The 11,571-nt window shown below is 71.5% G+C and carries 9 protein-coding genes; 4 read left to right on the top strand and 5 right to left on the bottom strand.

Annotation, left to right across the window (positions count from 1 at the left end):
* Positions 1-163: 163 nt before the first annotated feature.
* Positions 164-1,021: a siderophore-interacting protein gene (locus ACGFR7_RS22420; RefSeq protein ID WP_393321954.1), complete on the bottom strand. Its 858-nt coding sequence runs from the start codon at positions 1,019-1,021 to the stop codon at positions 164-166.
* A 48-nt stretch (positions 1,022-1,069) separates the two neighbouring features.
* Complete coding sequence (locus tag ACGFR7_RS22415) at positions 1,070-1,984, bottom strand: 5'-3' exonuclease H3TH domain-containing protein (protein WP_393322390.1); 915 nt, start codon at positions 1,982-1,984, stop codon at positions 1,070-1,072.
* Between the two features lie 227 nt (positions 1,985-2,211).
* Between ACGFR7_RS22415 and ACGFR7_RS22410 the strand changes: the two genes are divergently transcribed.
* The 3 genes from ACGFR7_RS22410 (at position 2,212) to ACGFR7_RS22400 (ending at position 6,891) form a co-directional block, all read left to right on the top strand.
* The gene (locus tag ACGFR7_RS22410) at positions 2,212-3,459 is read left to right on the top strand and encodes a betaine/proline/choline family ABC transporter ATP-binding protein (protein ID WP_393321952.1); all 1,248 of its coding nucleotides are present in this window, start codon (positions 2,212-2,214) and stop codon (positions 3,457-3,459) included.
* The gene (locus ACGFR7_RS22405; RefSeq protein ID WP_393321949.1) at positions 3,452-6,061 is read left to right on the top strand and encodes an ABC transporter permease/substrate binding protein; all 2,610 of its coding nucleotides are present in this window, start codon (positions 3,452-3,454) and stop codon (positions 6,059-6,061) included. Before ACGFR7_RS22410 ends, ACGFR7_RS22405 begins: the two co-directional genes overlap by 8 nt.
* Before the next feature lie 92 nt (positions 6,062-6,153).
* Positions 6,154-6,891: a helical backbone metal receptor gene (locus ACGFR7_RS22400; protein ID WP_393321946.1), complete on the top strand. Its 738-nt coding sequence runs from the start codon at positions 6,154-6,156 to the stop codon at positions 6,889-6,891.
* 18 nt (positions 6,892-6,909) lie between these two features.
* On the opposite strand, the gene ACGFR7_RS22395 is transcribed toward ACGFR7_RS22400, so the two are convergent.
* Entirely contained in the window at positions 6,910-8,124 is a 1,215-nt protein-coding gene (locus tag ACGFR7_RS22395; RefSeq protein ID WP_393321943.1) for a TDT family transporter, read from the bottom strand.
* 86 nt (positions 8,125-8,210) lie between these two features.
* On the opposite strand from ACGFR7_RS22395, the gene ACGFR7_RS22390 reads away from it, so the two are divergent.
* Positions 8,211-9,140, top strand: coding sequence for a LysR family transcriptional regulator (locus ACGFR7_RS22390; protein ID WP_393321940.1), 930 nt, complete (start codon positions 8,211-8,213; stop codon positions 9,138-9,140).
* Positions 9,141-9,218: 78 nt separating this feature from the next.
* Here the strand turns inward: ACGFR7_RS22390 and ACGFR7_RS22385 are convergent, their stop codons facing one another.
* Both ACGFR7_RS22385 and eat read right to left on the bottom strand, forming a co-directional pair.
* Positions 9,219-9,917: a gamma-glutamyl-gamma-aminobutyrate hydrolase family protein gene (locus ACGFR7_RS22385; protein ID WP_350249975.1), complete on the bottom strand. Its 699-nt coding sequence runs from the start codon at positions 9,915-9,917 to the stop codon at positions 9,219-9,221.
* 110 nt (positions 9,918-10,027) lie between these two features.
* The gene (gene eat / locus ACGFR7_RS22380; RefSeq protein WP_393321937.1) at positions 10,028-11,515 is read right to left on the bottom strand and encodes an ethanolamine permease; all 1,488 of its coding nucleotides are present in this window, start codon (positions 11,513-11,515) and stop codon (positions 10,028-10,030) included.
* Positions 11,516-11,571: the final 56 nt, after the last annotated feature.

Genomic DNA, 11,571 nt, shown 5'->3' with positions numbered 1-11,571 from the left:
GCGGCCACCGTCGCCGGCCGCTGCGACCCGGCGTTCCGCGGGTGCGTCAGCGGATGCCGGCGGCTGAGCACGCCGCCCGCCTTACGGCCCTGGCCGGCTGCCCGGTGCGCTGTCCCTTTGCCGGGTCTGCCCCCCGCCGGCCCGGCGCCGTGGACCGGCAGGATCAGGAGGCCGCCGCTGCCGCGGACTCCTGTTCGGCCTCGACCTGCTGGTTCCAGTCGCGCTTGGCGGCCTGCCAGCCGTCCTCGTTGTGGCCGGTGCGCCAGTAGCCGGAGAGGGACAGGGCCTCCCGCGGGATCGCGTGCTTGACGCGGAGCAGGTGGCGCAGCTCCTTCACGAACCCGGCCTCGCCGTGCACGAACGCCTGGACCTGACCGGACGGGAACTTCAGCGCCCGTACGGCGGCGACCAGTTCGCGGCCGACCGGCGCGGCACCGCGGTAGAGCCAGCTGACCTCGGCGCCGTGCGGTACCTCCAGTTCCTGGCGCTCCTCCGGGCCCGCCACCTCGATGAAGGCGTGCACCGGCACCCCCGCGGGTATCCGGGCCAGGGAGGCCGCGATGGCGGGCAGTGCGCTCTCGTCGCCCGCCAGCAGGTGCCAGTCGGCGCCGGCCTCCGGGACGTAGCCGCCGCCGGGGCCGAGCAGGAAGATCTCCTCACCCGGCTGCACCGTGGCCGCCCACGGTCCGGCCAGGCCCTCGTCGCCGTGCACCACGAAGTCCACGGTCAGCTCGCGGGTTCCGGCATCCCAGGCGCGGACGGTGTAGGTACGGGTGCTGGGCCACTGGTGGCGCGGGAAGTCGGCGCGGATCTGCGCGATGTCGAACGGCTCGGGATAGCGCACGCCGGGCTGCGGAAAGACCAGCTTCACGTAATGGTCGGAGTACTCGCCCGCCGTGAAGTCCGCCAGCCCGTCACCGCCCAGCACCACTCGGACCATGTGCGGGGTGAGCTGCTCGGTGCGCTGCACCCGGGCGCGGTGCAGGGTGGGCTTCTTGCGGGACGGACGCTCTGCTGCCACGGCAATCTCCCCTGAGGCATATTTATTAGGTTTACCTAACCTAACAGGTCATCGGCTCAGGGTGAGGAGCAGGCGCTGCAGGGCTCCGCCGAGACCCCATTGCGCGGCCAGTGCCTCCAGGCGCTCGGGGTCGGCCGGTTCGGCCGGGAGGGTGTGGTCGAGGGCGGGGACGGGCACGTCGGCGGCCACCTTCACGACCTTCGGGGCGACGGCGAGATAGGGCCGCGACTCCAGCAGCCGCTTGCGCTGGGCGGGGGTCACCTTCGAGGCGGGATCGTCGGCGGCGGCCATGATGCCCGCCAGGTCGCCGTAGGTGTCCAGCAGTCTGGCGGCGGTCTTCTCGCCGATCCCCGGTACGCCGGGCAGGCCGTCGCTGGGGTCGCCGCGCAGCAGCGCCAGTTCGGCGTAACCGGGGCCGTCCACGCCGTACTTCTCGCGCAGCAGGGCCTCGTCGGTGATCTGGAGGGTGCCGACGCCCTTGAGCGGATACAGGATGCGGATGCCGCGCCGGTCATCGACGAGCTGGAAGAGGTCGCGGTCGCCGGTGACGATGTCCACCGGGCCCTTCGCCTGTGCGGTCAGGGTGCCGATGACGTCATCGGCCTCGTAGCCGGCCGCCCCGATGCGGGCGATGCCCAGGGCGTCCAGGACGTCCTCGATGACCGGGACCTGGGGCGAGAGGGTGTCGGGGATCTCCTCCTCGTCGGGCTCCGCGGAGCCGGCCGGGGCCTGTTCGGCGACCCGGTGCGCCTTGTACGAGGGGATCAGATCGACCCGCCACTGGGGGCGCCAGTCGAAGTCCATGCAGGCGACCAGGTCATCGGGGTGGTGGTCCTGGACGAGCCGGGCGATGAAGTCCAGCAGGCCGCGTACCGCGTTCACCGGGGTGCCGTCCGGGGCCTTGACCGATTCCGGTACCCCGAAATAGGCGCGGAAATAGAGAGAGGCGGTGTCGAGGAGCATCAGGCGTCGAGTCACATCCCGCATCTTGCCGTATGCCCCATACGTCACACCGATGTGAGCTGAAACACAGCTTTGTTTGAGCCAGATAAAGAAGGGCAGGTGCGCAGCCGGAGTGGACCCGGTCGAGATTCAACCTTTCGACCGGTAAAGGCGGGCGTAACCCGTGCCGCTCCGCGACCTGGCTACGGGGGTGGCAGGTCGTCCTCCGATCGACAAGAGAGGCATATGTGGCCAGGCTGCAAGCCGAGCACCTGTACAAGGTGTTCGGCAGACGACCCGAGGACGCGGTCCGCAAACTCGAAGCCGGCGCCGACCGGGAGGAGCTGCGGGCCGAAGGCACCACCGCCGCGGTGATCGACGCCTCGATCGAGGTCGACGAGGGCCAGATATTCGTCGTCATGGGTCTGTCCGGATCGGGCAAGTCCACGCTGCTGCGCACGCTCAACGGGCTGCTGGAGCCGACCGCGGGGACCGTCCGCTTCGACGGCCAGGACCTGACGTCGCTCAGCGACAAGGAGCTGCGCAAGGTCCGCTCCCAGAAGATCTCCATGGTCTTCCAGCACTTCGCGCTCTTCCCGCACCGCAGTGTGCTGGAGAACGCCGCCTACGGCCTCGAAGTGCAGGGCGTACCGCGCGCCGAGCGCATCGCGCGCGCCACCGAAGCGCTCGAACTCACCGGGCTCAAGGGCTGGGAGAAGTCCTGGCCCGACGAGCTGTCCGGCGGTATGCAGCAGCGCGTGGGACTGGCCCGGGCGCTGGCCACCAACGCCGATCTGCTGCTGATGGACGAGTCCTTCAGCGCGCTCGACCCGCTGATCCGCCGCGATATGCAGGACCAGCTGCTGGAGCTGCAGAAGTCGCTGAAGAAGACCATCGTCTTCATCACCCACGACCTGAACGAGGCCATGCGCCTCGGCGACCGGATCGCCGTGATGCGCGACGGCCGGATCGTGCAGATCGGCAGTGCCGAGGACATCCTCGTCACGCCGGCCAACGACTATGTCGCCTCCTTCACGCAGGACGTGGACCGCACCCGGGTGCTGACCGCGGGCGCGATCATGACCGAGGTCGGGACCGTGCTCGGCGCCACGACTTCGGAGGGCGGCAAGCTCACCACCGCGGCGGAGTTCCGGGCCGCGGCGCCCGCCGTGGTCGGTGTCGGCACCCCGCTGGTCGAGCTGTTCACGCCCTGTTCGAGCAGCGGCGTTCCGGTCGCCGTGACCGACGAGCAGGGCGCGCTGGTCGGCGCCGTCACGGCCGAGCGGCTGCTGGCCGTCCTCGGGGAGGCCGCGGAGCAGAGCCCGGCCCCGGCCGGCTCCGTCCCGGCCGAGGCGGACGGCGGGACGGCCGCGCAGATGACGCCGGCGCAGAAGACGCCGGCGCAGAAGACATCGGCGGAGAAGACCTCCGAGCCCACGTCCGGGAACACGTCCACGGACCATGACCCCGAGGACAAGGTGAGCGCCGGTGCCTAGGATTCCGATAGGCAGTTGGGCCGACAGCCTGGTCGAATGGCTGCGGGACCACGCCGAGTGGCTTTTCCACTTCGTCACGACCGTGCTGGGCGGCTTCTACGACGGCATCCTCACGGTCCTCTCCGGCCCCACACCGCTGCTCCTGACGGGCATTTTCGCGGTGATCGCCTGGTGGCTGCGGGGTCTGCCGGCCGCCGTGCTGACCTTCATCGGTTTCGCCCTGATCGATTCGATCGAGCAGTGGCACCAGACCATGCAGTCCCTCTCGCTGGTGCTGGTGGCCTGCATCATCACGGTCGCGGTCGCCGCCCCCCTCGGTATCTGGGCGGCCCGCAACCGTGCCGTCAGCGGAGCGGTGCGTCCGGTGCTGGACCTGATGCAGACGATGCCCGCGATGGTCTACCTGATCCCCGGCATCCTCTTCTTCGGCCTGGGCGCCGTCCCCGGCATCGTGTCGACCATCGTCTTCTCCATGCCGCCCGCGGTCCGCATGACCGAACTGGGCATCCGGCAGGTCGACGGTGAACTGGTCGAGGCCGCCGACGCGTTCGGTACCCATCCGCGGCGCACGCTCTTCCGCGTACAGCTGCCGCTCGCGCTGCCGACGATCATGGCCGGTATCAACCAGGTCATCATGCTGGCCCTGTCCATGGTCGTCATCGCCGGCATGGTCGGCGGGGCCGGTCTCGGCGGTACCGTCTACCTCTCGCTCAGCTCGGTCGACGTGAAGCTGGGCGCGGAGGGCGGTCTCGCGGTCGTCATCCTCGCGGTGTACCTGGACCGGATGACCAGCGCGCTCAACCAGCGGGTCTCCCCGCTCGGCCGGCGCGCGCTGGCCAAGGCGCAGGCCGCGCTCGGCGGCCTGAAGTTCCTCCACTGGAAGCCCGCGACCTCCCTGGCGACGGTCGCCGTGGTCGTGCTCGCGCTGGTCGCCGGCGGGATGAGCGTCTTCGGCAAGGACAGCGGCAGCGGCGCGGGGAGCACCGACGGCAACGGCCGGCCGGTCAGCCTCGGCTACGTCAACTGGGACGAGGGCAAGGCCACGACCTTCCTGTGGAAGGAGATCCTCGAACAGCGCGGCTACAAGCCCCGGGCCCAGGCCCTGGACGCCGGTCCGCTCTTCACCGGCCAGGCCCGTGGTGACATCGACGTACAGACCAACGCCTGGCTGCCGACGACCCACGCGGAGTACTGGAAGAAGTACAAGGACAAGCTCGAGGACCTGGGCGCCTGGTACGACAAGACCTCGCTGGAGATCGCGGTCCCGTCCTACATGAAGGACGTCAAGACCCTGGACGACCTCAAGGGCAAGGGCGGCACCTTCGGCGGCAAGATCGTCGGGATCGAGCCGGGCGCGGGCGAGATGAAGATCCTCAAGGACAAGGTCCTCAAGGATTACGGCCTGGGCGGCGAGTACAAGGTCGTGGAGTCCAGCACCTCGTCCATGCTCACCGAGCTGGACCGCTCGATCCATGACAAGAAGCCGATCGCCGTCACGCTGTGGTCCCCGCACTGGGCCTACGACAAGTACAAGCTGACCAAGCTCAAGGACCCCAAGGGCTCCTTCGGCTCCGGGGACAGCCTGCACATGCTGGGCCGCAAGGGCTTCTCCCACGACGAGCCCCAGGTCGCCGGCTGGATGAAGAACTTCCATCTGGACGAGAAGCAGCTCACCAGCCTCGAAAGCGCGGTCAAGAACGCCGGTACGGGGCATGAGCAGGAGGGCGTGCGCGCCTGGCTCAAGCAGCACCCGGGCATGGTCAACAAGCTGGCGCCGTCCGCCAAGGCGAATTACGCCAAGGGCAAGGACGCGGGCAAGACCCCGACCATGGGCTACCCGGCGTGGGACGAGGGCATCGCCACCACGTACCTCTGGAAGAACATCCTGGAGAAGCGGGGCTACCGGCCGAAGCTTCAGAACCTCGACGTCGGCCCGATGTGGACCGGTTTGTCGACGGGGCAGATCGATGTCGAAACCGACGCCTGGCTTCCGGTGGCGCAAAAGCAGTACTGGGACAAGTACAAGAAGGATCTCGTCGATGTCGGGGCCTGGTACGACAAGACCTCCCTGGAGATCGCCGTACCGTCCTACGTCAAGGGCGTGAAGACCCTGGACGATCTGCGCAAGCACAAGGACACCTTCGGCGGCAAGATCATCGGGATCGAGCCCGGCACCGGCGAGATGAAGCGCCTCAAGAGCGTGGTGTCTCCCGCGTACGGCCTGGACGGCTTCGACGTCACCGAGGCCGGGACCAGCGCCATGCTCACCGAGCTGGAGCGGGCCTACGCCAAGAAGGAGCCCATCGCGGTGGTCCTGTGGTCCCCCCACTGGGCGTACAGCAAGTACCACCTCACCAAGCTCAAGGACCCGCAGGGCACCTGGGGCGCCAACAACCAGATCAAGACGATCGGCAACAAGAGCTTCCCGGAGAAATTCCCGGAGTTCAGCGGCTGGTTGAAGAACTGGAAGATGAGCGCCGATGAGCTCGGCAGCCTGGAGAAGGACATCCAGGCCGCGGGCAAGGGCAACGAGAACAAGGGCGTCCAGAAGTGGATCGATGCCCACCCGGGCATCGTCGACAAGATGGCACCCGTGAAGTAACCCTCATCGGCACCCATGCCGCCGCGGCGAGCCCCGCCACCGGATCCTTCGGTGGCGGGGCTCGGCCGTCCGTTCCGTGCGAGGCTGGCGCCATGATGAGCCGCACTCCGGCGCGCCGCGTGGTCTCCCTCGTGCCCTCGCTGACGGAAGCGGTCGCCTGCACCGCCCCCGGGCTGCTGGTGGGGGCCACCGACTGGTGCAGCGAGCCGGCCGGGCTCGATGTCGTGCGCATCGGCGGCACCAAGAACCCGGACACGGAGCGGATCGCCGCCCTCGCCCCCGACCTCGTGCTCGCCAACGAGGAGGAGAACCGGGAGCCGGACCTCGCCGCGCTGCGCGCCGCCGGGATCGCCGTGCTGGTCACCGAAGTACGCACCCTGCCGCAGGCGTTCCGGGAGCTGGAACGGGTCCTCGTCCACGGCTGCGGGCTGGCCCGGCCCCCGTGGCTGGACGCCGCCGAGGCCGCCTGGCGTGAACTGCCGGCGCCGGCGGCGGGGCGGACGGCGGTGGTGCCCGTCTGGCGGCGCCCGTGGATGGTGCTGGGCCGGGACACCTTCGCCGGTGACCTCCTGGCCCGCCTGGGCGTCCGCCATCACTACGCGGACCATGCCGACCGCTATCCCCGTATCCCGCTCGACGCGCTCCTCGCCTGCGCCGCCGACCTCGTGGTGCTGCCCGACGAGCCGTACCGCTTCAGTGCCGAGGACGGCCCCGAGGCGTTCCCCGGCCTGCCCGCCGCGCTGGTCAGCGGCCGGTATCTGACCTGGTACGGGCCTTCTCTGGTGCGCGCTCCGGGCGAACTGGCCCAGGCGCTGGCCGCGGCCCGGTGAGGGAGCGGCGTACGGCCGTCAGGTCGTGACCGGCCGGGGCGGCGCGAGCAGGCGTCCGCGGGCCAGGCCGGCGGCGGTGCGGGTGGCGGCCACCGCCACGGCGGTCACCAGGAGCGCGAACAGGCCCACCGCGAGCCAGTCGAAGGCGGTCAGGCCGGTGCGCCGGGCCAGCCCCGCCGCGCCCGTGACGCAGGTCCCGAGGGGGAAGGTGAAGCCCCACCAGGTCATGGCGAAACCCATGCCGTTGCGGACGGCGCGCACCACCATCGCGGTGGCGATCGCCAGCCAGAGGAGGGCGAAGCCCATGACCGGGACGCCGTAGAGCACCGCGAAGGCGCCCATGGCGTGCGCCGAGGAGGCGTCCACGACGCCCGGTGCGGCATGGGCGAGGTTGGCCACCGCGGTGGTGGACTGCCCCAGGGGGCCCAGGACGAGGAACAGGGTGGGCGTGAGCGCGAGGGGGAGCGGGCCGTGGTGGATCAGCCGGGACAGGACGAGCGGCAGGACGAGCAGCGTGGCCAGCAGCGAGACGCCGAACAGGGCGTAGCAGGCGAACAGCAGGGCCGCCTGCCACTGGCCGGCCGGCAGATACGGCACCAGGGCCGGGCCCAGCGCCGCCGACACCATGGGAGCGACCAGCGGCAGCAACCAGACGGGCGAGGCGCTGCCGGGCTCGATGCGGTGCCGGGTCACCATCAGGTACGGGATCCCGGCGGCGCAGATGAGGCCGACGAGGGTGCCCAGGATCCACAGCGTGGCGTCGGCGGCCACCGCGGCCGGTTCGCCGATGACCTCCCGGCCCACGGCGAGCGTGCCGCCGCCGACCGCCAGCAGGGCCATGGACAGACATCCGTAGAAGGGCGCGACGGCCGGGTCGAGCAGATGGCGGCGTGCCTGGTCGCGGTGGCGGCCCCAGTGCACGGCCCGCGCGGCCAGCAGCGTCAGCAGCATCAGTGCCGACAGCGCCCACACGACCCGGTAGGCGACGTGCAGGCCCGGGGCGGTGAGCGGCAGGAGTGTGCCGGCGTTGGCGACGATCGCGGTGCCCATGACGACGGCGTACCAGTTCGGCCCGAGATGGCGGACCGAGGGCGCGGTATCGGGTGTGCCAGGGCGAGGGCCGGGACCGGGACCGGGACCGGGGCCGGCGGCGGGACCGGCGTCGGGGTCGGTTCCGGCGGCGGTTCCGGCGGTGGTGCCGGGGCGGGAAGGTGCTTGCGCGGGAGATGCCATGAGAACAGCGTGGGCGCCCGGCACGGCCGCCACCAGGGACCCCGTGTCTATGAGGGCATAAGCTGGGGTTATGTGCAGGGGGACTTATGAGTGAGGCAGGGCCGGCCGCCGTACCGCTGGCACACCGGGTCCCGGACCTCGGCGCGCTGGAGCTGCTGCTCGCCGTCGCCCGGCTCGGCAGTCTGGGGCGGGCCGCGCGGGCGCGGGGCATCTCGCAGCCCGCTGCCAGCAGCCGCATCCGTTCCATGGAGCGGCAGTTGGGAGTGGCGCTGGTCGAACGCTCGCCGCGCGGCTCCCGGTTGACGGATGCCGGGGCCCTGGTGACGGACTGGGCGCGCCGGGTGGTGGAGGCCGCCGAGGCCTTCGACGCCGGTGCGCAGGCGCTGCGGGGGCAGCGCGATTCACGGCTGCGGGTCGCGGCCAGCATGACGATCGCCGAGTATCTGCTGCCGGGGTGGCTGATCGCCCTGCGCGCGCGGCGGCCAGGGACCGCCGTATCGCTGCTTGCGGGCAATTCCGGCGCGGTGGCCGAGCGGCTGCTGGGCGGCGACGCGGACCTCGGCTTCGTGGAGGGGCTGCAGGTGCCGGCGGGGCTGGACGGGACGGTCATCGGGCAGGACCGGCTGGTCGTGGTCGCCGCTCCGTCGCACCCGTGGGCCCGGCGCCGGGGGGAGCTGACCGTCGCCGAACTCGCCGCCACCCCGCTGATCCTGCGCGAGCGGGGCTCAGGGACCCGCCAGGTGCTGGATGCGGCGCTCGCCGGGCACGGCGGGCTGGCCGAACCGCTCCTCGAACTCGCCTCGACCACTGCCGTGAAGGCGGCCGTGGTGAGCGAGGCGGCACCGTCCGTCCTCAGCGAACTCGCGATCGGCGAGGAGCTGACCGCGCGTCGGCTGGTCGAGATTCCGGTGCGTGAGCTGCGGCTCGGCCGCGAGCTGCGGGCCGTGTGGCCCGCCGGTCAGCGGCCCGCGGGCCCGGCCCGCGAGCTGCTGGGGCTGACCCGCGGGGCGTCCTGAGGGTGGCGGGCCCGGGACCTTCCGGGGCGTCCTGAGGGCGCCGGGCGTGCGGGCCGTCGGCGGCCCGGCCCGTCCCCGTCACTTGGCGGCGGATGCCTCGCGTGCCGCCGCCACCAGGGCCTCCATCACCCGGGTGTCCTCCCCGGCCTCGGGATGCCACTGCACCGCCAGGGTGAAGCCGTACGCGCCCGGCAGCTCCAGTGCCTCGATGGTGCCGTCCTCCGCGTAGGCGGACGGCACCAGCCCGCGGCCGATCCGGTCCACGGCCTGGTGGTGGTAGGTCGGCACGGAGACCGGCTCGGGCAGCGCCCGGCCCAGCAGCGTCCCGGGGACCGGCTTGATGTCGTGCCGGTCGAAGACTCCGGGGGCTCCGGCATGCCCGTCGAGGTGCTGGACGAGGGTGCCGCCCAGCACCACGTTCAGCAGCTGCAGCCCGCGGCAGATGCCCAGCAGCGGTACGCCGCCCGCCAACGCGGCCTCGATCAGGGCCAGTTCCCAGGCGTCCCGGTCCAGGGCGGGCGGACCGGTCCTGGGGTGCGGCTCCGCGCCGTAGCGCGCCGGCTGCACATCCGCGCCGCCGGCGATCACCAGCCCGTCCAGGCGGGACACGGCCGCGGCCGCCGTGTCCGGATCGCCCGGTGGCAGCAGCGCGGCCAGCCCGCCCGAGCGTTGCACCAGCTTCGGATAACCGGCGGGCACCAGCGCGGCGGGCAGGGCCCACACCCCCCACCGGGCCTCTTCCTGGTACGTGCTGATGCCGATGAGGGGCTGGGACATGGGGTGCGGTCCTCCGTGGGGTGTGGGTGGGTTCGGCCGAGTGAGTGCGGGGACGGACGGCGCCGGCCGGGGATGCCCGGCCGGCCATGGCTGCGTCCCGGGGGTGCCGGTCAGCCGCGTTCGAGCTCCGCCTCCGCCGCCGCCAGCGCCGCGAACTCCTCCTCGGGGGCCGCGGCCACCAGCCGGTGGCGGGAGTAGAAGGCGAAGTAGGCGAGCGCGACGACGTAGACGCCCAGGGCGATGAAGGCGGCTTCCTTGTCGACCAGGAACGTCGCCACCAGCGCCGAGCAGGCCAGGACGAACGCGACGGACGAGGTCAGCATGCCGCCGGGGGTGCGGTAGGGGCGGGGCAGCCCGGGCTCGCGGCGGCGCAGCACGAGGTGCGAGAGCGCCATCAGCGCATAGGAGATGGTGGCGCCGAAGACCGCGACATTGAGCATCCGGGCGCCGTCGCCGGTGGCCGCGGCGAGCGCGAAGCCCAGCGCCCCGGGCACCAGCAGCCCCAGGTAGGGGGCCTTGCGGCGGCTGGTCAGGGAGAGGAAACGGGGCAGGTAGCCGGCCCGGGAGAGGGCGAAGAGCTGGCGGGAGCCGGCGAAGATGAGGGAGAAGAAGGAGGCCACCAGGCCCGCGAGACCGGCGTAGTTGACGATCCGGCTGACGGTGGTCGGCGTGCCGTGCGGCTGCAGCGCCTGGACCAGCGGGTCGCCCACCGACTGGATCGCCGCCGAGCCGCGTGCCCCGGTGGCGGCGACAAAGGTGATCAGCGCCAGCACCAGCAGGATGCCCATCGCCGCGGCCATCGCCTTGGGCAGCGACCGGGCCGGGTCCTTGGTCTCCTCGGCCGCCAGCGGTACCCCCTCGACGCCGAGGAAGAACCACATGCCGAACGGGAAGGCCGCCCAGATCCCCAGGATGCCGAACGGCAGCCAGGAGTTGGCCCCGAACGCGCCGGCCTTCACGGGGATGTCGTTGAGCGTGTCCACATGGAAGTCGGTCAGGGCGGCGATCGCGAAGACGACGACCGCGGCGACCGCTATGGCGGTGACGATCAGGCTGAAGCGCAGCGCCTCGCCCACGCCCCACAGATGGATCCCGATGAAGACCGCAAAGCAGGCGAGATAGACCGGCCAGCTGGAGTGCAGACCGAACAGGCCGAGCGATTCGACGTAGTCGCCGATGAAGATGGAGATCGCGGCGGGCGCCAGCACATATTCGATCAGGATCGCGGTGCCGGTCAGAAAGCCGCCCCAGGTGCCCAGGGCGCGCCGGGCGAAGCCGTAGCCGCCGCCGGCGGTCGGCAGGATCGAGGCCAGCTCCGCCAGCGCGAAGACCAGACAGGTGTACATCAGGCCCATCAGGACGGCGGCGATCGCCAGGCCGCCGAAGCCGCCCTGTGCCAGACCGTTGTTCCATCCCGAGAAGTCACCGGAGACGACATAGGCGACGCCCAGGCCGGTCAGCAGCAGGGGGCCCGCGCTGCCGCGGCGCAGCGTGCGCCGCTCCAGATAGCTCTCGTCGGATGATGCGCCGCCGTCCGGGGAGCTGCCGCCCGGGGACGCGGTGGGCGGTGCGGTCTGCGATTCCGTGCTGTCGGCCATGAGCCGCTCCTGCCTCGCCGAGGGGATAACGAGCAAAGGTTTAGCCGCATACCTTT

This window comes from Streptomyces sp. NPDC048516 (assembly GCF_043199875.1).
Lineage (GTDB): Bacteria > Actinomycetota > Actinomycetes > Streptomycetales > Streptomycetaceae > Streptomyces.
Note: the sequence above shows the minus strand (reverse complement) of the source record. Positions and strands in the feature narration are given on the sequence as shown.